At 70.0% G+C, this 20,511-nt stretch carries 19 protein-coding genes; 7 read left to right on the top strand and 12 right to left on the bottom strand.

Annotated features, from left to right (window positions below):
- Nucleotides 1-2: 2 nt before the first annotated feature.
- The 5 genes from ABZ208_RS22180 (at nucleotide 3) to ABZ208_RS22160 (ending at nucleotide 5,164) form a co-directional block, all read left to right on the top strand.
- Nucleotides 3-1,355, top strand: a complete 1,353-nt coding sequence (locus ABZ208_RS22180) for a GTP-binding protein (RefSeq protein WP_356911182.1) — start codon at nucleotides 3-5, stop codon at nucleotides 1,353-1,355.
- 218 nt (nucleotides 1,356-1,573) lie between these two features.
- Nucleotides 1,574-2,686 (top strand): aliphatic sulfonate ABC transporter substrate-binding protein, encoded by a 1,113-nt coding sequence (locus ABZ208_RS22175; protein ID WP_356911181.1) that lies wholly within the window; start codon nucleotides 1,574-1,576, stop codon nucleotides 2,684-2,686.
- Between the two features lie 39 nt (nucleotides 2,687-2,725).
- Nucleotides 2,726-3,520: an ABC transporter ATP-binding protein gene (locus tag ABZ208_RS22170; RefSeq protein WP_328394880.1), complete on the top strand. Its 795-nt coding sequence runs from the start codon at nucleotides 2,726-2,728 to the stop codon at nucleotides 3,518-3,520.
- Nucleotides 3,507-4,391 carry an ABC transporter permease gene (locus ABZ208_RS22165; protein ID WP_328394882.1) on the top strand — a complete coding sequence of 295 codons (885 nt, stop codon included), beginning with the start codon at nucleotides 3,507-3,509 and terminating at the stop codon, nucleotides 4,389-4,391. The genes ABZ208_RS22170 and ABZ208_RS22165 overlap by 14 nt, the downstream gene beginning before the upstream one ends.
- Before the next feature lie 8 nt (nucleotides 4,392-4,399).
- On the top strand, nucleotides 4,400-5,164 hold the full coding sequence (locus tag ABZ208_RS22160; protein ID WP_356911180.1) for a sirohydrochlorin chelatase: 765 nt from the start codon (nucleotides 4,400-4,402) through the stop codon (nucleotides 5,162-5,164).
- A gap of 49 nt (nucleotides 5,165-5,213) precedes the next feature.
- Here the strand turns inward: ABZ208_RS22160 and ABZ208_RS22155 are convergent, their stop codons facing one another.
- The 6 genes from ABZ208_RS22155 to ABZ208_RS22130 all read right to left on the bottom strand — a co-directional run bounded on the left by ABZ208_RS22155 (nucleotide 5,214) and on the right by ABZ208_RS22130 (nucleotide 9,975).
- Nucleotides 5,214-6,320 (bottom strand): serine hydrolase domain-containing protein, encoded by a 1,107-nt coding sequence (locus ABZ208_RS22155; RefSeq protein ID WP_356911179.1) that lies wholly within the window; start codon nucleotides 6,318-6,320, stop codon nucleotides 5,214-5,216.
- 13 nt (nucleotides 6,321-6,333) lie between these two features.
- Nucleotides 6,334-6,969: a TIGR03086 family metal-binding protein gene (locus ABZ208_RS22150; RefSeq protein WP_356911178.1), complete on the bottom strand. Its 636-nt coding sequence runs from the start codon at nucleotides 6,967-6,969 to the stop codon at nucleotides 6,334-6,336.
- A gap of 78 nt (nucleotides 6,970-7,047) precedes the next feature.
- Nucleotides 7,048-7,668 carry a DsbA family protein gene (locus tag ABZ208_RS22145; RefSeq protein ID WP_356911177.1) on the bottom strand — a complete coding sequence of 207 codons (621 nt, stop codon included), beginning with the start codon at nucleotides 7,666-7,668 and terminating at the stop codon, nucleotides 7,048-7,050.
- 86 nt (nucleotides 7,669-7,754) lie between these two features.
- Nucleotides 7,755-8,171 carry a nuclear transport factor 2 family protein gene (locus tag ABZ208_RS22140; protein ID WP_356911176.1) on the bottom strand — a complete coding sequence of 139 codons (417 nt, stop codon included), beginning with the start codon at nucleotides 8,169-8,171 and terminating at the stop codon, nucleotides 7,755-7,757.
- Nucleotides 8,164-8,712, bottom strand: coding sequence for a DUF1697 domain-containing protein (locus tag ABZ208_RS22135; RefSeq protein WP_356911175.1), 549 nt, complete (start codon nucleotides 8,710-8,712; stop codon nucleotides 8,164-8,166). Before ABZ208_RS22135 ends, ABZ208_RS22140 begins: the two co-directional genes overlap by 8 nt.
- Before the next feature lie 63 nt (nucleotides 8,713-8,775).
- Complete coding sequence (locus tag ABZ208_RS22130) at nucleotides 8,776-9,975, bottom strand: S8 family peptidase (RefSeq protein WP_356911174.1); 1,200 nt, start codon at nucleotides 9,973-9,975, stop codon at nucleotides 8,776-8,778.
- A gap of 459 nt (nucleotides 9,976-10,434) precedes the next feature.
- On the opposite strand from ABZ208_RS22130, the gene ABZ208_RS22125 reads away from it, so the two are divergent.
- Nucleotides 10,435-12,702 carry an MMPL family transporter gene (locus ABZ208_RS22125; protein WP_356911173.1) on the top strand — a complete coding sequence of 756 codons (2,268 nt, stop codon included), beginning with the start codon at nucleotides 10,435-10,437 and terminating at the stop codon, nucleotides 12,700-12,702.
- A 284-nt stretch (nucleotides 12,703-12,986) separates the two neighbouring features.
- Here the strand turns inward: ABZ208_RS22125 and mgt are convergent, their stop codons facing one another.
- The 4 genes from mgt to ABZ208_RS22105 form a co-directional block, all read right to left on the bottom strand.
- On the bottom strand, nucleotides 12,987-14,186 hold the full coding sequence (gene mgt, locus ABZ208_RS22120) for a macrolide-inactivating glycosyltransferase (protein ID WP_356911172.1): 1,200 nt from the start codon (nucleotides 14,184-14,186) through the stop codon (nucleotides 12,987-12,989).
- A gap of 134 nt (nucleotides 14,187-14,320) precedes the next feature.
- Nucleotides 14,321-15,613 (bottom strand): extracellular solute-binding protein, encoded by a 1,293-nt coding sequence (locus ABZ208_RS22115; protein WP_356911171.1) that lies wholly within the window; start codon nucleotides 15,611-15,613, stop codon nucleotides 14,321-14,323.
- Nucleotides 15,613-16,455, bottom strand: coding sequence for a carbohydrate ABC transporter permease (locus tag ABZ208_RS22110; RefSeq protein ID WP_356911170.1), 843 nt, complete (start codon nucleotides 16,453-16,455; stop codon nucleotides 15,613-15,615). Before ABZ208_RS22110 ends, ABZ208_RS22115 begins: the two co-directional genes overlap by 1 nt.
- A complete protein-coding gene (locus ABZ208_RS22105) occupies nucleotides 16,455-17,357 on the bottom strand; it encodes a sugar ABC transporter permease (protein ID WP_328394904.1) in 903 nt (300 codons plus the stop codon). The genes ABZ208_RS22110 and ABZ208_RS22105 overlap by 1 nt, the downstream gene beginning before the upstream one ends.
- Before the next feature lie 162 nt (nucleotides 17,358-17,519).
- On the opposite strand from ABZ208_RS22105, the gene ABZ208_RS22100 reads away from it, so the two are divergent.
- The gene (locus ABZ208_RS22100; RefSeq protein WP_356911169.1) at nucleotides 17,520-18,371 is read left to right on the top strand and encodes an aminoglycoside phosphotransferase family protein; all 852 of its coding nucleotides are present in this window, start codon (nucleotides 17,520-17,522) and stop codon (nucleotides 18,369-18,371) included.
- 76 nt (nucleotides 18,372-18,447) lie between these two features.
- Here the strand turns inward: ABZ208_RS22100 and ABZ208_RS22095 are convergent, their stop codons facing one another.
- A complete protein-coding gene (locus ABZ208_RS22095) occupies nucleotides 18,448-19,170 on the bottom strand; it encodes a 3'-5' exonuclease (protein WP_356911168.1) in 723 nt (240 codons plus the stop codon).
- Nucleotides 19,171-19,248: 78 nt separating this feature from the next.
- Nucleotides 19,249-20,481, bottom strand: coding sequence for an SAV2148 family HEPN domain-containing protein (locus tag ABZ208_RS22090; RefSeq protein WP_356911167.1), 1,233 nt, complete (start codon nucleotides 20,479-20,481; stop codon nucleotides 19,249-19,251).
- Nucleotides 20,482-20,511 lie beyond the last annotated feature (30 nt).

Below are 20,511 nucleotides of genomic sequence, written 5' to 3'. Positions count from 1 at the left end.
CCATGACCAGCACCACCGAGCAGCTCACCGCCCAGCTGTCGGCGACCACGCTGCTGCGCTTCGCCACCGCGGGCTCCGTCGACGACGGCAAGTCCACGCTCGTCGGCCGACTGCTGCACGACTCCAAGTCGGTGCTCGCCGATCAGCTGGAGGCCGTCGAGCACGCCTCGCGCAGCCGTGGCCAGGAGGCTCCGGACCTGGCGCTGCTGACCGACGGTCTGCGGGCGGAGCGGGAGCAGGGCATCACCATCGATGTCGCCTACCGCTACTTCGCCACCCCGCGGCGCCGGTTCATCCTGGCCGACACCCCCGGGCATGTGCAGTACACGCGGAACATGGTCACCGGCGCCTCCACCGCCGAGCTCACCGTGGTCCTGGTCGACGCGCGCAACGGCGTGGTCGAGCAGACCCGCCGCCATGCCGCGATCGCCGCGCTGCTGCGCGTCCCGCACGTGGTGCTCGCGGTGAACAAGATGGACCTCGTCGACTACGCCGAGCCGGTCTTCGCCAAGATCGCCGAGGAGTTCACCGCGTACGCGAGCGAGCTCGGCGTCCCGGAGATCACCGCGATCCCGATCTCCGCGCTCGTCGGTGACAACGTCGTGGACCCTTCCGCCCACATGGACTGGTACGGCGGCCCGACGGTGCTCGAGCACCTGGAGACCGTGCCGGTCAGCCACGATCTGACGAGCTGCCACGCCCGTTTCCCGGTGCAGTACGTGATCCGCCCGCAGACCGCCGAGCACCCCGACTACCGCGGCTATGCGGGCCAGATCGCGGCCGGCACCTTCCGCGTCGGCGAGAGCGTGACGGTGCTGCCGTCCGGCCGTACGTCGAAGATCGCCGGGATCGACCTGCTCGGCACGCCGGTCGATGTCGCCTGGACCCCGCAGTCGGTCACCCTCCTGCTGGAGGACGACATCGACATCTCCCGCGGCGACCTCGTCGTCCCGAGCGATGACGCCCCCGCGACATCGCAGGACGTCGAAGCAACGGTCTGCCATGTCGCCGACCAGCCGCTCACGGTGGGCCAGCGGGTGCTGCTCAAGCACACCACCCGCACGGTCAAGGCGATCGTGAAGGAGATCCCGTCCAAGCTCACCCTGGACGATCTGTCCCAGCACCCGGCCCCCGGGCAGCTGGTCGCCAACGACATCGGCCGTGTGAAGGTCCGCACCGCAGAGCCCCTCGCGCTGGACTCGTACGCGCACTCCCGCCGTACCGGATCCTTCCTGCTGATCGACCCCGCGGACGGCACGACCCTCGCAGCCGGCATGGCGGGCGACGCGTTCGCCACCGCCAAGGCCGCACCGGCCGAACAGTCCGCCGACGACGACGCAGCCTGGGACTTCTGATGATGAGCGACATCTACTCGACCTTCGCCAAGGAGGGCGGCCGCGTCGGCAGCGGCGCCCTCGGCGCGGGCACGGGCGGAGTGGCGCGATGTGCGCGATGACGTACGCGCACTGCCTGCGCGCCCACACCCCCCGCACCCCGCACCGCCGAAAACACGCCGACTTCCCGGCCACGCCGTAAGAGCGTGACCGCCGGGCCAACGAGAGGAAAGCCTCCCGTGCCTGCCACCCGTACCACCCTGCGCCGCAGCCTCGCCGCAGCAGCCGCCCTGCCCCTGCTGGCCGTGGCGCTCACCGCCTGCGGCTACGGCTCCGAGGCCAAGGACAACGACAAGGTCGCCCCCGCCGCCAAGGGTGAGAAGATCGGCGGCCTCGACGAGGTGAAGATCGGTTACTTCGCCAACGTCACCCACGCCACGGCCCTGGTCGGCCTCCAGGAAGGCCTGATCCAGAAGGAGCTCGGCGGCACCGAGATCAAGCCGCAGGTCTTCAACGCAGGTCCGTCCGAGATCGAGGCCCTCAACGCCGGCGCCATCGACATCGGCTGGATCGGCCCCTCCCCCTCGATCAACGGCTTCACGAAGTCGGACGGCCAGAACCTGCGCATCATCTCCGGTTCGGCCTCCGGCGGTGTCTCGCTGGTCGTCAACTCCGAGAAGATCAAGTCCCTGGACGACCTCAAGGGCAAGCGCATCGCCACCCCGCAGCTCGGCAACACCCAGGACGTGGCGCTGCTCAACTACCTGTCGGAGAAGGGCCTGAAGGTCGACGCCAACACCGGCAAGGGCGATGTCACGGTCGTCCGCCAGGACAACAAGGAGATCCCCGCCTCCTTCGAGTCCGGCGCGCTGGACGGCGCCTGGGTGCCCGAGCCCACCGCGTCCAAGCTGGTCGCGGGCGGCGGCAAGGTGCTGCTCGACGAGAAGACGCTGTGGAAGGACGGCAAGTTCGTCATCACGAACGTGATCGTCTCCCAGAAGTTCCTCAAGGAGCACCCGGATGTCGTCGAGGCCGTGCTGCGCGGTTCGGTGAAGACCAACGCGTGGATCGCCGCCAACCCCGACAAGGCCAAGGCCTCGGTCAACAGCAGGCTGAAGGCGGACTCCGGCAAGGAGCTGCCCGCCGAGGTGCTCGACCCGGCGTTCAAGAACGTCGAGATCATCAACGACCCGCTCGCCTCGACGCTGCGCGACGAGGCCGATCACGCGGTCAAGGCCGGTCTGCTCGAGGACCCGCTGCTCGAGGGCATCTACGACCTGACGCTGCTCAACAAGGTGCTGAAGGCAGAGGGACAGCCCACCGTCGCCGACGCCGGCCTCGGCGTCAAGTAACCGCAGCCATCGCCGTAACGCCCTCAGGAGGTGAGACTCATGGCAACCACTCTCGTCAAGCAGGCCACAGCGGTCGCCGACACGGTGCCGTACGCCGCACGTCTCGACCATGTGTCGAAGTCGTTCGGCCGGGCCGGCGCCCAGCAGTTGGTGCTGGACGATGTCAGCATCGACGTCGGTCCCGGTGAGTTCGTGACCCTCCTGGGGGCTTCCGGCTGCGGGAAGTCCACGCTGCTCAATCTGGTCGCAGGGCTCGACCTGCCGTCCGCCGGGGCCATCGAGGTACCCGGCGGGCGTCCGGCGCTGATGTTCCAGGAGCATGCGCTCTTCCCCTGGCTCACCGCGGGCAAGAACATCGAACTCGCCCTGAAGATGCGGGGCATGGCCAAGTCGGACCGGCGCGACGAGGCGGAGCGGCTGCTCGAACTCGTACGGCTGCGGGGCGCGTACGGCAAGCGGGTGCACGAGCTCTCGGGCGGTATGCGACAGCGTGTCGCGCTCGCCCGCGCGCTCGCCCAGGACAGCCAGCTCCTGCTGATGGACGAGCCGTTCGCCGCGCTCGACGCCATCACGCGCGATGTGCTGCACGAGGAGCTGACGCGCATCTGGTCCGAGACCAGCATCTCGGTCCTCTTCGTCACCCACAACGTCCGTGAGGCCGTCCGCCTCGCGGAGCGCGTCGTGCTCCTGTCGTCGCGGCCGGGGCGCATCGCCCGCGAGTGGCAGATCGACATCCCGCAGCCGCGCCGGATCGAGGACTCCGCGGTGGCGGAGCTCTCCGTCGAGATCACTGAACAGTTGCGTGGGGAGATCCGCCGCCATGGCCAGCACTGACACCACCGCGAAGCATGATCTGGCCGGGCTCGAAGCCGGCCTGGACGCGCTCGACACGGCACCGGCTGCCGAACGGGTGTCCGTCGGCAGCATCCTGCTCTCCAAGATCGTTCCGCCGCTGATCGCGGTCGTCCTGGTCATCACGGTCTGGCAGTTCGCCGCCGCCTCCGACCTCAAGCCGGACTACGTCCTGCCCGGGCCGGTGGATGTCTGGCACTCCATTTCGCAGATGTGGCTCGACGGCACCCTCCTCGGCTACATCTGGACCAGCCTCTCGCGCGGCGCCCTCGGCTTCGCCGTCTCCGTCGCCATCGGTACGCCACTCGGTCTGCTGGTCGCCCGGGTCAGGCCGGTGCGGGCGGCGATCGGCCCGATCCTGTCGGGTCTGCAGTCCCTGCCGTCGGTGGCGTGGGTCCCGGCCGCGATCATCTGGTTCGGGCTGACGGACGCGACGATCTACGCCGTGGTCCTGCTCGGAGCCGTACCGTCCATCGCCAACGGCCTGGTGGCGGGCGTCGACCAGATCCCGCCGCTCTATCTGCGGGCGGGCCGCACCATCGGCGCAACCGGGATCAACGGCATCCGGCATGTCCTGCTGCCTGCCGCGCTGCCCGGCTATCTGGCCGGACTCAAGCAGGGCTGGGCATTCTCCTGGCGCTCGCTGATGGCGGCCGAACTGATCGCCAACTCGCCCGACCTCGGGACGGGTCTCGGCCAGCTGATGGAGAACTTCCGTACCTACAGCGACATGTCGGGTGTGCTCGCCACGATCATCCTGATCCTGATCGTCGGCATCGGCATCGACCTCCTGTTCTTCTCGCCCCTGGAACGCCGCGTCCTGCGCAGCCGCGGCCTCCTCGTCAAGAGCTGAGTTCCACCATGCACGGCCCCGTCCTCCTCGTCATCGCCCACGGCAGCCGCGATCCGCGGCACGCGGCGACCGTCCACGCCCTCACCCGGCATGTGCGGTCGCTGCGGCCGGGGCTGCGCGTATCGACGGCGTTCCTCGACTTCAACGCGCCCTCCGTGCCGCAGGTCCTGGAGCGGATGGCGAACGACGGCGTACAGGACGTGGTGGCACTGCCGCTGCTGCTGACACGGGCCTTTCACGCCAAGGCCGACATCCCGTCCGTCCTCGACTCCGCACGGGCCAGGCACCCCCGCCTGCGCATCCGCCAGGCCGAGGTACTGGGCCCGTCCCCCCTGCTGCTGGGCGCGGTGGAGCGCCGGCTGTACGAGGCGGGCCTCACCCCTGCCGACCGGGGCTCCACCGGCCTGGTCCTGGCGGCGGCGGGTTCCACCGACCCGGAGGCGATCGCAGTGATCGCTGAAATGGCGCGGGAGCTGCGGCACACCGGTTGGTGCGCCGTGCGGCCTGCGTTCGCCTCCGCATCTCTTCCCCGTACCGAGGACGCCGTACGAGAGCTGCGCGCCACGGGCGTGCACCGCGTGGCGGTCGCCCCGTACGTGATCGCCCCGGGCCGCCTTCCCGACCGCATCGCGGCCGGCGCGCACGAGGCGGGCGCCGATGCGCTGGCGGATGTGCTGGGTCCCTCCCCCGAGCTGGCGCGGCTGCTGGTCGCGCGGTTCGACGAGGCGGCGCGGACACGGCAGGGCCGGCGGGCGCTCTCGGTCAGCGCCTGACCGGAAGCACCTGTGCCGGCGAGCCTGTGCTGCCATGTGACCCGTGGGATCAGGCGCGCAGACCCGTGAGCCCGTCATACGCGGCCGTGACGATCTCCAGGCCCCGATTGTCGTCCGCCGGTTCGCGCATCTGATGTGTCACGTACGCCACTGCCATACGGGCGTCCGGATCGATCATGACCAGTGAGCCGCCCCAACCGCCCCACCCGTAGGTGTTGCCGAAGAGTCCGTAGCCCAGACCCCAGCGCATCGGCATGCCCAGGACGCGGTCATCGCCGTGGAACTGCTCCTCCCGGGCACGGTCACAACCCGCCTGCGACAGCAGCCGCGCTCCCCGCACCGATCCTCCGCAGGCCATCACGGACTGGACGAGGGCGACCGAGCGGGCGTTGCCGAGCCCGTTCGCCGCAGGGATCTGCGCACGGCGCCAGGCCACGCTGTTCCCGTCGTGGACCCGAATCGGGGTCCCGGCGGCGGGAGCCGCGCCGCCGCCGGGGGCACTCGCGGCGTAGCCGTCGTCCCGGGACTGTGGCGGGATCGTGAGCGCCACCCGGTGGTCGTGCTCGGCGGGCAGGCCGATGTGGAAGTCCGCGCCCAGCGGGCCGGCAACCTCGTCGGCGAAGAACGCGCCCAGGGTCCGGCCGGTGATGCGGCGTACGACCTCGCCCACGAGGAATCCCTGGGTGAGCGAGTGGTATCCGGCCTCGCTGCCCGGCTCCCATTGCGGAGCCTGCGCTGCCAGTCGTGCCGTGGCGGACGTCCAGTCGTACAGCTCTGCCACCGGCCCGTCCCAGTCGGGCAGGCCGGCCGTGTGCGCGAGCAGGTGGCGTACCAGCACCTTCTCTTTGCCCGCCGCGGCGAACTCCGGCCAGTACCGGGCGACCGGCGCGGCCAGGTCGAGTTCGCCACGGTCGGCGAGAACCAGCGCGCACAGCGCGGTCATCGTCTTGGTGACGGACCAGACGTTGACGATCGTGTCGCGCTGCCACGGCATCGTACGGTCGGCGTCGGTGAATCCGCCCCAGACGTCCACCACCGGCCGGCCGTCCACGAAGACGGCCACCGAGCCACCGGCGTCTCCCTCGTCCAGCAGTGCCGCCAGCGCGCTGGGCACGGCAGTGAACAGATCATCGTATGTGCCCTGAATGGCTGTCATGAGGAGAATCCAGTCAGCTCGGGGCGACGCGAGGCAACTGAATTCCCGGCACGCCAGGCCCTGTCCGGGCGGTCCAGCCCGGGTCACGTCCCGTGGCGGCCAGTGCGCGCCGGAAGGCCGGGGCCGAGTCCGGGGCGGGGACGGGCGTGGCGAAGCCGTCGTACTGGCGGTAGACGTCGGCGTGCTGCTCGACGACGGCGAGGACCAGCGCGCCCGCACCGTCGGAGATTCGGTGCTCCTGGCCGGTGGCGCGGGCGAGGTCCCAGCCGTGGACCGCGAGTTCCTTGGTGATGAGGGAGGCGATCTCCGCCGCGGGCATCGTCGTGAAACCGAGATCCACCTCTCCCTCCCAGACCGCCGGATCGGACCAGGCGGTGAGGGCCCGGTCCAGCTGAGCCGCGTACCGGGCGGCCCAGTCGGTGTCGGCGGTGAAGTCACGGGACGCGAGCGCATCGGGCAGTGGCTTGCGCAGGGCGCGGTGTTCCAGTCCGTGGGAGGTGTAGAGGACGAGGTGGTTGGCGAGGCCTCGGACGTCCCAGTCCGTGCAGGGTGTCGGCGCGGGAAGCTGCCCGGCTGCGACACCCTGGGCGATACGGGCGGCCTCGGCGGCGCACTCGGTCAGATGGGGGTACACGGTGTCCTTGTCCATGCCCGGGACGCTATGCCCGGGCACGGACCGCGTTCTTGAACAAACGCGACAGGAGCCGGCGCGATAGCTCCTCGCGCGTCAGTCGAAGGTCAGACTGCCGGTGCGGGTGCGCTTGAGCTCGAACAGGTCGGGATGGCCTGCCAGGACGCGGAAGCTGTCGAAGAGCCGTACGGCCTCCTGGCCGCGCGGGATCGAGTTGAGTACGGGGCCGAACCAGACCGCCCCGTCGAGGTGGATGGTCGGCGTGCCCACATAGCCGCCGGCGGCCGGGTCCTTGCCCGCGTCGTGGCTGCGGCGCACCGCCTCGTCATAGGCATCGTCGTGCGCCGCAGCGGCGAGGGCGGCGGGCAGGCCGACCTCGGCCAGGGACTGGGCGACGACCTCGTCGAAGTCCGTGTTCTTGTCACGGTGGATCCGGGTGCCGAGCGCGGTGTAGAGATCGCGCAGCACGTGCTCGCCGTGCTGCTGCGCCGCCGCAGCCGCCACCCGTACAGGTCCGATCGAGCGGTCGACCAACTCGCGGTACCAGTCGGGCAGTTCATTGCCGACGTTGTGCAGATACAGGCTCATCACACGGAAGCGCAGATCGAGGCCGCGCGCCTGCTCGACCTCGAGGATCCAGCGCGAGGTGATCCATGCGAAGGGACAGGCGGGGTCGAAGTAGAAGTCGACGGTGGCAGAAGGCCCGAGTGCGGTCATACGGCGACCCTAGGCCGGAAGTGTCACATCACCTCGGGCCACATGAGTACTGGTTCAGTGGGCCACTTGTGCTCGCTGAGGCCGCCCTACCCGTCAGCGAGCCCGTGGTTGTCGTGCGTGGCGATCGGGCCCTCGTCGCCGAAGCGCGTGCCCTGATGGAAGTAGAGCAGCCAGGTGCTCCCGGTCAGCCGCCACAGCGAGCTGCGGTGCGCGTGCTGCGCCCCCGACTCGGTGTCGAAGGTCAGATGGACGACATCGGGGGCGAGCTGTACGCCGCTCATCCGTGATGTCGTGATCGTCCGCGGCGCGGGCGCGCTCCGTGCGGTGAGCGCGGCGATGACCGACTCCCGGTCCCACAGCTGACCCGAGGTGCCGACCTCCAGGAAGTCCGGGTGCAGCAGTTCCGCCAGCTGCTCGGCCGAGGAGCGCACCGTCGGATCGAGCAGGCGGAACTCCGCCTCCATCGCGGCACTGACGGCGTCCGTGGACAAGGGATCAGTCACGGGTCATCTCCGCCAGTCTGACGACGGTGTTCCAGTTGCGGGTGGTGGCGACGACGCCCTTGAACAGGCTGGGCCTGCTGAGGGCATCCGCGAGCTTGGAGCGGCCGAGGCCGTCCGGCGCGTACAGATACAGCGCCCGGTCTCCCGGCCGGAACTCCTCCGGCAGGAAGGCGGCGGGGTCGACCGAGGCCAGCCGCTCGGGGTCGGCCTGCTCCGAGAGGTAGGTGACATGCAGCTGCTTGGCCTCCAGCTCGGCGGCCGGGAAGGGGCAGTTGTCGACGACAGCCTTCAGGTAGGAGCCGTTGCGCACCAGGGTGTCGACATGGAACCCGAATACCTGCTCGATGGCGCGCTCCAGGCCGTCGGCGAGTTCCTGCTCGTCCTCGCCGGCGCTACTGAAGGCGACATTGCCGCTCTGCAGATGACTGGCCACGTCGGTGTGGCCCAACTCCTCGACCAGGGCGCGGAGTTCGGCCATAGGGACCTTTCTGTGTCCACCCACGTTGATGCCGCGCAGCAGTGCCGCATGCCTCGTCGTCATGTGCCAACGATAGGGCGGCTGCCATGCCCCGTGGGGGAGGGCACGGCAGCCGCGAGAAGTCGGTTACTCGACGACCTTCAGCAGCTTGTTGGGCGTGCCCGCGCTCGGGTTGGTGATCTTGTCGGGTGTGGCGCCCCCGGTGAGGGCCTCGGCGACCTGCTCCGGGGTGGCCTCCTGGTGGCCTGCCAGGTAGACCGCGGCGGCGCCGACGACGTGCGGGGTCGCCATGGAGGTCCCGGAGATGGTCTTGGTGCCCTCGTCACTGTCGTTCCAGGCCGAGGTGATGTCCGAGCCCGGCGCGTAGATGTCCACGACCTCACCGAAGTTGGAGAAGTCCGACTGTCCGTCCTCCTTGGTGGAGGAGGCGACGGTGAGGGCTTCCTTCACCCGGGCCGGCGAGCCCTGGCCGGCGTCCGAGGACTCGTTACCGGCGGCGACACCGAAGGTGACACCGGCCGCGATGGCCTTGCGGACGGCCTCGTCGAGGGCCTCGTCGACGCCCCCGCCGAGGCTCATGTTGGCGACCGACGGGCCCTGGTGGTTCTTGGTGACCCAGTCGATGCCGGCGACGACCTGCTCGGTGGTGCCGGAGCCGTTGTCGTCGAGCACGCGGACGGCGACGATCTTCGCCTTCTTGGCGACGCCGTGCGCGGCACCGGCTATGGTGCCGGCGACATGCGTGCCGTGGCCGTTGCCGTCGTCGGCGGAGTCGTCGTTGTCCACAGCGTCGAAGCCGTGCGAGGCACGGCCCTCGAAGTCCTTGTGGGAGACGCGGACACCGGTGTCGATGACGTAGGCGGTGACGCCCTCGCCCGCGGCGTCCGGGTAGGTGTACTTGCTGTCACCCGCGGTGTCGGCCTGGTCGATCCGGTCGAGACCCCAGGACGGCGGGTTGTCCTGGGTGGCGTTGATGGAGAACTTCTTGTTCTGGACGACCTTGGCGACGGCCGGGTCGGCAGCGAGACGCTTGGCCTCGGTCTCCGAAAGTCCGCTCGCGGAGAAGCCGTTGACGGCAGAGCTGTAGCTGCGCTTCAGCGTGCCGCCGTACTCCGTGGCCAGATCCTTCTTGTCGGCCTTCTCGTCCAGCAGCACGATGTAGCTGCCCGTGACCGAACCTTCGGCGTTGGCGCCGTAGATCTTGCCCTCTGCGGGCGCCGCTGCGCCTGCGAACGAGGTGTTGAGAAGCGTGACTCCGGCTGCGGCAGCGACGGCGGTGATGGCCGCGGTCAGCTTGATCCTGCTCGAGCGCTTGTGAGTTGCCATGAAGAGGGGACTCCTCGTCATCAATTTGTGGGGGGAACGCCCCCGCGGACGCAAATCTTGCGGGGACTGGTTCGAAACCCTGACCGATTGACGCGCCCAGATCAAGACCTTCATGCAGCTGTGACTTACTCAACAACCTTTCGCAATAAGAAACCGGCCAGGTCCCCGCACAACGGACTGCACCCCCAACCGCCTTTAGATGTAAGGGGCTTCCATCCTCCTTGTCGGGGATGCCCCCCGTCCGTAAGGAGGAGACACCCGACTGTTCGAGTCACCGGCCAGCAGGACGAGACGACCGGATTCTGCCCCTAGCTTCATAGAGGGCTCTGCGTGCGGACCGTCGGCAGACCTGCACCAGTCGTCCATCGCCGACATCGCGCACACACGCCCGCAAAGACGCAAATACGCGAAGACACGCGGACACACACGCACGCAGACGCATGAGGGGACTGGCGGGTCATGGGGAGAGCAGGAGGGGGTCCGCGCGGCATAGCCGCGCGGGCAGGCGGCTGGAGCGCTCAGCACCGCTGGGCCGCCGTGGGGATCTGGGTGCTGTTCGTGCTGCTTGCCATGGTGGCGGGCTCGGCCGCGGGCAGGGTCGAACTCAAGGAGAGCGACCAACTGTCGGGCGAGACCACCCAGGCGGCCCGGATCGCAGAGGAGGCCGGCATCGACGAGCCGGCCGGCGAGACGGTGCTGATGCAGGCGAGGGACGGTTCGGTGAAGGCGACCGACCCCGCCTTCCGCAAGGCCGTCGACGAGGTGATGAAGGCGGTCGAGGACACCGGTGAAGTGTCCGCGGTGACCTCGCCGTACGACAGCAAGTCCATCTCCAGGGACGGGTTCAGCGCGCTGGTGCAGTTCGATGTGCGCGGCGACCCCGACACGGCGCCCGAGCGGATCGAGCCGGTGCTCGACGCCGTCGCCGGCGTCCAGGACAAGCACAAGGAGCTGCGGATCGAACAGATCGGCGGCGCCAGCATGGGCAAGACCTTCGAGGAGGCCTTCGGCAAGGACTTCCAGCGTGCCGAGTACTCGGCGGTGCCGGTGGCGCTCGGCATTCTGCTGATCGCCTTCGGCGCTCTGGTGGCGGCGCTGCTGCCGGTGCTGCTCGCCATCACCGCCATCATGGCGACGATGGGTCTGATGGGTCTGGCCAGCCATCTGATGCCGATGGGCGATTCGGCCAACTCCGTGATGCTGCTGGTCGGTCTGGCGGTCGGCGTCGACTACTGCCTGTTCTATCTGCGGCGCGAGCGCGAGGAGCGCGCAGCGGGTCGCGACGGCCGCACGGCGATCCTGATCGCCGCGGCGACCAGCGGCCGGGCCATCGTCGTCTCCGGCGTGACGGTGTGTGTGGCGATGGCGGGCATGCTCTTCACCGGGATCGGCGAGTTCGAGTCGATGGGTCTCGCCTCGCTGATCGTGGTGGCGGTCGCGATGGTCGGCTCCGTGACGGTGCTGCCCGCGCTGCTCTCGCTGCTGGGCGAGCGGGTGGAGAAGGGCCGGATCCCGTTCCTGAACCGCATCAAGCGGGGCAGCAACGGCGGCGGCGGTGAGAGCCGCGTGTGGACCCGGGTCCTCGGCGGTGTGCTCAAGCGGCCGCTGGTCTCCCTCCTCGTGGCGACCGGGGCGCTGGTGGCGATAGCGCTGCCCGCGGTGGGCATGAAGACCCAGAACTTCACGCTGGACCAGGAGTTCGGCGACTCACTGCCGATCGTGGCGACGTACGACCGTCTCAACGAGGCGTTCCCCGGCGGGGCGGATCCGGCCGAGGTCGTCGTCAAGGCGGACGACATCAATGCCGCGCCGGTGCAGCAGGCCATCGCCGACTTCCGTGAGCGCGCGGTGAGTTCGGGTGCGTCCCAGGGTCCGGTCGAGGTCGTGAAGCACGACGCGGAGAACCTCGCGTTCGTGTACGTGCCCCTGGTGGGCGGCTCCGACCAGGACAAGGCCGAGAAGAGCCTGACGATGCTGCGGGACGAGGTACGGCCGGCCACGCTGGGCAAGGTCGACGGGCTCGAGGCGCCTATCACGGGTCAGGTCGCCGGTTCGATGGACTTCAACGACCAGATGGCCGGGGCCGTCGCGCCGGTGTTCGCCTTCGTCGTGGTGTTCGCCTTCGGGCTGATGCTGCTCTCGTTCAGGTCGCTGACGATCGCGGTCACCTCGATCGTCCTCAACCTGCTGTCGGTCGGCGCGGCGTACGGCATCCTGACGGCTGTCTTCCAGCACGGCTGGGGCGCGTCCCTGATCGGCGCGGAGGGCGTGGGCGCGATCATCTCCTGGCTGCCGCTGTTCCTGTTCGTGATCCTGTTCGGTCTGTCGATGGACTACCACGTGTTCGTGGTGTCGCGGATCCGCGAGGCGAAGCTGCAGGGCCGAGGGACCCGTGAGGCGATCACGCACGGCGTGGTGACCACGGCGGGCGTGGTGACGAGCGCGGCGGTCATCATGGTCGCGGTGTTCGCGATCTTCGGCACGCTGTCGATGCAGTCGATGAAGCAGATGGGTATCGGCCTGGCGGCCGCGGTCCTGATCGACGCGACGGTCATCCGGGGCGTGCTGCTGCCGGCCGTCATGGCACTGCTGGGAGACCGGAACTGGTACTTCCCGAAGTGGCTGAACTGGCTGCCGGACCTGTCCCACGAGGAGCCGGCGGCGCCCGTGGCGGGCCGTGCCCCGCACCGGGACGACGACGGCCACCGCGAGCCGGTCCGCGTCTGACACTCCACCTGTGCCCCGCCCCGCCCTCCCGGCCGGGCGGGGCACACTCCTGTTCCCGGGGCCGGGCCGCGCAACGGGAACCCGGCGCTCACGCACTCCGCAGAACCGCGGCTCGGCGCCGTCGGCCCGCGGGTGGGGGCAACGAACACGCTGCTCCGGCAGACCGCGATCCTCGCCGAACCGGCCGAGGCCCGGCAGCGGTTGGCACACGAGGTCCTCCGGGGCGCCGGGCAGGCGTGAAGGAGCGAGACCGGAACACCGCGCAGGCCTTTGCCCCGGCGGCCTCACCGGGCCGGAAGCTCCGCCTCGATCAGATCCGCCGCTCGTCGCGTACCGCCTTCGGATGCCATGCCCGCCTGGATCGTCGCCAGCCGCGCGGCCACCTCCTTGTCGTCCACGAGTGACACCACCGCCTCCCGCAGCGCGTCCGCCGTCGCCGACTCCGTGTCCAGGCGGCGTGCGACGCCCAGGCCGACCAGCATGTCCGCGTTGCCGAACTGGTCCACGGCCTGGGGGACCGCGACCATCGGGGTCGCCGTGGCGAGTCCCTCCTGGCTGCCGCCCGCGCCCGCGTGGGTGATGAACGCGTCCGCCTGCCGAAGGACCGACAGCTGGGGTACCCAGTCGTGGACCTCGACGTCGGCCGGGACCGCACCGAGCTCGGACGCGTCGACGTACTTGCCGATCTGCAGCACGACATGCCACCCGGGCAGGTCACCGAACGCCTTCACGCACTCGCGGTAGAACGCCGGCTGCTTGGTGAAGGCGGACCCGAGCGACACCAGCACGACCTTCTCGGCGTCCGCCGGCCGCTCCCACTCCCCCTGGCCGGCACGGTCGCCCTGGCAGGCCCCGACGAACGAGTACACCGACTCGTCGACCCGGTCGGCCTGCGGCTGCAGCACCTTGGGGATCAGGACGACGGCGCGGCGCGGGCGCCCGACGAACCGGTCGGGGTGGGTGTCGATACCGTTCTCCGCGAGCCAGGCCCCGAAGCGCGCGTAGTACGCCTTGCCGCGCACCGACTCCTTGAGCTCGGCGAACATCGGCTCGGCCACCTCCTCCTCGTACCCCTCCCACGGCACGAGGTTGGGCCAGAGCGAGACGGCGGGCACGCCCCAGCGGTGGGCGAGCACCGGCGCGGGGTACGCGGTGATGTCGTGGATGACAAGGTCGGGCTCGTCCCCCTCGAACGCCTTGGCCAGCTGAGGCAGCACCTGGACGGCGTCGTGCAGGAACGGCTCGATGTTGTCGATCAGTTCGGTCCCCCAGGCCTCCGGCTCATCGTCCGTCGGCAGGGTGGAGGCGTAGACCACCGGCTCCGCGCCGGTCTCGGCGATCCGGTCCGCGAACGAGGCGGGGATCGCGTAGCTGACGCGATGCCCACGGGCGACGAGCTCCCGTACGACGTCGAGGCTCGGGTTCACGTGCCCGTGGGCGGCGATGGAGAACATGGCGATATGGGCGCGATCGGTGGTCGTCATGGCGTCAGCATAAACGAGACGAGACGTCTCGCCCAATAGGTCGCATGCAGTGCACGGCCGTCAGGGAGAAGACGGCGTTCAACGCCCCCTCGCCCGCACCCGGTCGAGCGGCAGCGCTGCCGGCCGGCCCGCAGTCAGCGCTGATAGCGGGCCAGCACCAGATTCCCGTCCTCGACCAGCCGCTTCTCCAGCTCCTGCACATCGATCGCACCGCTGTAGAACTCCTGGTACGCCGGGGTGGCGACCTTGTCCTTCCACTCCGGATAGCCGCGCACCGACTGGGCGGGCGCCGGACGCAGATGGGTCGCGAGCTCCGCTCCCGTCGCCCAGCCGTCCTTCTGCGTGTGCAGCGCCGGATCGCGCAGCGCCTGCGTGCCGGTCGGCAGCATCCAGTCGCCCTGGGCCAGCCGCACCATGTTCGCGGGCTGCAGCATGAAGTCGATGAACTGCGCCGCCTCCTTCTTGTGCGCACTGTCCTGGGCGACCGAGAGGGTCTGCGGGCTCACGCCCTGAGCCGGTCCGCCCGGACCGGCCGGTGCGGGCAGCACCGTCCACTCGAAGTCCTCGGGCGCCTGCTGCACGATCTGCTGCCGGTAGGAGAAACCCAGCGGCACCATCGCGTACTTGCCGCCGAAGAACCCCGGGAGAGTATCCGAGCCGCCCATGCCGAGCGTGCTGCGGGCCGCGCTCCCGTCCCTGTTGATCTGGTCGTGGATCGTTCGGGCCACCACGCCGTCGCCGTCGGTGAAGTCGATGGTGACCTTGCCGTCGTCACCGCGGTGGAACAGCCGCCCGCCCGCGGAGAGTCCGAGGTTGAGGGTCACCGACACCGGCTCCCTCAAAGGCCAGGCGACGCCGTACTTCCCGTCCCCCATCTGCCGGGTCAGTTCCGCGGTGATCTGACGGAACTCCTCCCAGCTCCAGGGCCTTTCGGCGGTCGGCATCCGTACGCCGGACGCCTCGAGGATCTTCTTGTTGGCGATCAGGACCCGGGGTTCCTGAAGGAACGGGACGCCGTAGATCCCCTTGCCGAACGTCGTGGTCAGCCAGCTCTGCTGCGGGATGTCGTTCTTCAGCCGCTCGGGCAGCAACTCGCTCAGATCGGCGAGAGTGCCGCCGTACGCGAAGTCGGCCAGGTCGTCGGAGGCGTCATGGATGATGTCCGGTGCCTCGCCGCCCTCGAAGGAGGTGAGCAGCTGGTCGTGCACGCTGTCCCAGCTGCCCTGGACATACTCCACCTGGACATCGGGGTGGGCGGCGTTCCACTCCTGCACCAGTTCTCTGTTGGCGTCGACCGACTCCTTCTGCCAGGCGAGCGACTGGAAGCGGAGCCGGATCCGTCCGTCCCCCTCGCCGTCGGCGCCGCCGCAGCCGGTCAGCAGCAGTGCCAGCGCGGCGCCCGCAGCCGTCAGCAGTCGTGCACGCATCAGCTCTTCACCGCCCCGGCCAGCATCCCGCCGGTGATCCGCTTCTGGATCACCGCGAACACGACGAGAGAGGGAAGCGTCGCGAGGAAGGCCGCCGCGGCGAGCGGCCCGAGGTCTGCCACGCCTTCAGCGCCCAGGAAGTGGGTGAGGACGACCGGCAGGGTCTGCTTCTCCGGGGTCTTGAGCAGGACGAGCGCGAAGAAGAACTCGTTCCACGCGGTGATGAACGCGAAGAGCGCGGTGGCCACGATGCCTGGTGCGAGCAGCGGCGCGGTGACCGAGACCAGGGTGCGGAGCCGGCCCGCGCCGTCGACGGCCGCGGCTTCCTCCAGCTCGAGCGGCACCGCCCGTACGTACCCGACCAGCATCCACAGAGCGAACGGCAGCGACCAGACCACGTACACCATGACCACTCCGAACAGGGTGTTGATCAGATGCAGGTTCTTCAGGATCAGGAACAGCGGAATGATCACCAGAACGAAGGGGAACGCCTGGCTGACGACGACCCATCCCGTCGACGCGGCGGTGAGTCTGTTGCGGTTGCGGGCCATCACATACGCCATGGGCGTCGCGATGACGACGGCGATCAGTGCGGCGGCGAGCGCCGCGACCAGGCTGTTGCCCGCGGCCTGCAGGAGCGGCTGCTCGTCGAAGGCCTGGCGGAAGTTGTCGAGCGTCGCGTTCTCGGGGATCCACGTGGGGTGGAGCGAGCCCAGCTCGCGCGCCGGCTTGAAGGCGGTGGAGATGAGCCAGAGGAACGGGAAGGCCAGGAAGGCGAGGTAACACAGCAGCGCCACGTACTGGCCGGCGCGTGCGGACCTGCCGGTGCCGAGGGCCGCCATCACTGATCCCCTCCCTTGAGTCGCCCTGCGAGAAAGACGGCGAGCATCACGGAGATGACGGCGACCATGACGCACCCCATGGCGGCCGCGTATCCGAACTGGCCGTAGCGGAAGGCCTCTTCGTAGGCGAAGAGCATGGGAAGCCGGGTACGGCCGCCGGGGCCGCCGCCCGTGAGCACATACACCAGGGCGAACGAGTTGAAGTTCCAGATCAGGTTGAGGGCGGTGACGGCAAGCGCTATGGGTCTGATCGCGGGCCAGGTGACTGTACGGAACCGGCGCCAGGCGCCGGCGCCGTCCAGCGCGGCGGCCTCGTGCAGCTCGTGCGGGGTGTTCTGCAAGCCAGCGAGCAGAGCGACGGTGGTCTGCGGCATACCGGCCCAGACACCGACCGCGATCACGGCGGGCAGCGCGGTGGCGAGGCCGGTCAGCCAGTCCCGGCCGTCGCCGAGGCCCAGGTCCCGCACGGTCTCGTTGAGGATGCCCGCGTCGGGGTTGTAGACCAGCCGCCACATGATGCCGACGACGACCTCGGGCATGGCCCAGGGGATGATCGCGAGAGCCCGGGCGAGCCAGCGCATCCGCAGTTGCTGGTTGAGCAGCAGTGCGAGGCCGAGGGCGAGCAGGAACTGGGGGACGGTGACGCCGACCGCCCACAGCAGGCCGATCCGGAACGATTCCCAGAACAGGGTGTCGTGCAGCAGGTCCCGGAAGTTCAGCGTCCCGATCCACTCGGTGGGTTCGGTGCGCCCTGCCTGGGAGTCGGTGAAGGCGAGCGCGATGCCGTAGAGAAGAGGGCCGACGCTCAGCACAAGGATGGGGATCAGGGCCGGCAGGACGAGGAACCAGGCGCCATGGTCCGTGCGCTTGCCCGTCCGCGCCGTTGCGGTCGCCAATGTCACGTCATCGACTCCTTCGGGCGGCTCGTCCTGAACATGGGTGTATCCGGCGGATCTTGCCGCCCTGGCGGGCCTTGGTCATCGTGCTGACGGCCCGTCGGTTCGTCAAGACGGCCTGCGCGGATGCGAAACTTTGGCGAATTCGCGCAAGAGGCAGGAGGCCGGATGGACGAGACGCGGGCACGCGAGGTACTGGTGGCCGCCGGGCTCCCGGCCGGTGCGACGCTGCTGGCGCTCGGCGAGAACGCGGTTTTCGCGGCCGGCGACCTGGTGGTCAAGGTCGGCCGGGACGCCGAGCTGCTGCCCAGGGCCGAGCGCGAACTGGCCGTCGCCTCCTGGCTGGCCGAGGCCGGTGTCCCTGCCGTGCGGGCCGCCGAGCCGAAGCCCCGGCTCGTGGCGGGCCATCCGGTGACGCTGTGGCACCGGCTTGCCGATGCGGTACGTCCGGCGGAGCCCGCGGACCTGGCCGGGCTGCTGCTCCTGATCCACGCCCTGCCGTCGCCCGCCGTCGAGCTGCCCCGCCGCGACCTCCTCGGCGGGGTCGAGCGCTGGCTGCGCCTGGCGGGCGAGGCGATCGACCCGGCCGACGCGGCGTATCTGCGGGCGCGCCGGGACGGTTTCGCCGAGGCGGCGGCCACGCTCACGCCCCGTCTCCCGCCGGGCCCGATCCATGGGGACGCCCTGCCCCGCAATGTCCATGTCGGCCCGGACGGTCCCGTACTGGTGGATCTGGAGACGGTCTCGTCGGACCTGCGCGAGCACGACCTGGTGGTCATGGCTCTGTCCCGGGACCGCTACGGCCTCGCCCCCGCCGCCTACGACGCGTTCACCGACGCATACGGCTGGGATGTCCGCGAATGGGACGGCTGCGCGGTCCTGCGCGGCGCCCGCGAGACCGCCGGCTGCGCCTGGGTGGCCCAGCACGCCCCGGCCGACCCCAAAGCCCTTGCCGAGTTCCGCCGCCGGGTGGCGTCCCTGCGCGAAGACGACCCCGAGGTGCGCTGGTATGCCTTCTAGTCCTTCCAGAGCCTTTCTTTCGCACGCGAGCCCGGCAGGACCGGGATAGAAGGGTCTGTGGCCCTCCCGGGCGGTGTCAGCCGGAGACCGGCGCGTGCTCGCGCAGCGGCCAGGACGGGTCGACGACGGCGTCCTCGGTGCCCTTCTTGCGCAGGAAGCGCTGGAAGTCGGCCGCCCACTGCGCGTACCAGCGCACCTGACGCTCATGCAGGTCGTCCGGGGACAGCTCCGCGACCGAGGTGTGCCGCTCGGCTATCGCGCAGGCCACCCGCACGGCGGCGAGCGCGTCCGCCTCCGCGTTGTGCGCGCTGTCCAGTGTCACGCCGTACTCCACGCAGACCGCTTCGAGCGTGCGCTTGCCCTTGCGGTAGCGGTCCACCGCCCGGTCGATGGTGTACGGATCGATGACCGGACCGATCGGGCGGCCGCCGAGCCGCTCGCTCAGCGACGGCAGGCCATGGCGCCGCAGCTCCGCGCTGAGCAGCGTCAGATCGAAGGCGGCGTTGTACGCGACGACCGGTACGCCCTGCGCCCAGTAGCCGGTCAGCGTTTCGGCGACCTCGTCGGCGACCTCGGGCGCGGGCCGCCCCTCCGCCGCCGCGCGCTCACTGCTGATGCCGTGGATGGCCGAGGCCTGCGCCGGAATCCGGATGCCGGGGTCCGCCATCCATGTGCGCCGCCGCACCGGCCCCCCGGCCCGCAGACCGACAACGGCGGCCGTCACGATGCGGGCGTCGAGCGGATCGGTGCCGGTCGTCTCCAGGTCGAAGCCGACCAGCGGCTCACGGTGCCAGGCCATGGTGCCCCCTCCTCGGTGGTGCGGTGGTGCGGTGGTGCTCCCCCAGTCGTCGACCACTCTGGCACGCACCACTGACAGTCAGGACACGGGCCGCGAGTCGGCCCAGACCGACTCGAACTCCTCGCGGTACGTCTGGAACAGTCCGGTCTCGCTGTCGTGCCCCGAGCGCACCACCGCGCGTCCGCCGCCGCGAAGCACCAGGACGGGTGCTTCCATGCCGCGGGCCTTGCGAAGATAGGACTGGACGACGGCGAGCCCGTCGGGTCCGTCGCCGTCGACCAGATACGCGGTGAAGCGCGGGGTTTCGTCGAAGACATGGATCTCGAAGGCGTCGGGGTCGCGCAGCCGCGAGCGCACCCGGCGCATATGGAGGATGTTCATCTCCACCGTGCGGCTCAACTCACCCTTCTTGATTCCGAGTTCACGCTCACGGCGCTTGACGGCACTGCTCGCGGGATTGAGGAAGAGCAGCCGGACCCGGCAGCCCGACTCGGCGAGCCTGACAAGTCTGCGCCCGGAGAAGTTCTGGACCAGGAGGTTCAGGCCTATGCCGATCGCGTCGACACGGCGCGCGCCGCCGAAGAGGTCCTCGGCGGGCAGCTGGCGCTGCAGCCGGACGCGGTCGGGGTGGACGGAGACGACGTCCGCGTACCGGTCACCGACCAGATCCTCGACAGCGTCCACGCGGAGGCGGTCCGCGGAGGGCACACCGGCCCCGCTGCCGAGTATCTCGAGCAGCCGGGACGAGGCCCGCTCCGCCTGGGCGAGGACCGCTTCGTTGAGCGCACGGTTGCGGGAGACCACGTTCCGGGCGACCTCGAGCTCGTCCAGGGCGAGTTCGACGTCGCGCCGGTCGTCGAAGTAGGGCTCGAAGCAGGGCCAGTGCTGGACCATCAGCTCCCGCAGCTGCGGGAGGGTGAGGAAGGACAGCACATTGTCGTCGGCCGGGTCCAGCAGATAACCCTTGCGCCGGGAGACCTCCCGTACCGCAACGGCACGCTGGACCCACTCCTGGCCCGCCGGGCCGGCCGCCGCGACCACCCAGTCGTCGCCGTGGACCGGTTCGTAGATGGGGCGCAGCACGGCGGCCACCACGGCCCGCAGACGCTGCTCCACCAGATTCAGCCAGATGTAGGCCCGCCCGGCACGTTGGGCGCGCGTACGCACCTCGCTCCAGGCGTCCGCGCCCCAGTCCAGCTCCGCCCCGATCTCCATCGGCCGCGCGAGCGAGACCGCTCCTGGCGTGACCTCGGCGGAGTCCCCCTCATGACCTGTGTCACCTGGGGGTAGCTCCAGCCCTCCCGAGCTCACCCGCGCACCGCCTTCCTGGCCCCTTCAACG

It is taken from the genome of Streptomyces sp. NPDC006208, from assembly GCF_040613775.1.
Lineage (GTDB): Bacteria > Actinomycetota > Actinomycetes > Streptomycetales > Streptomycetaceae > Streptomyces.
Note: the sequence above shows the minus strand (reverse complement) of the source record. Positions and strands in the feature narration are given on the sequence as shown.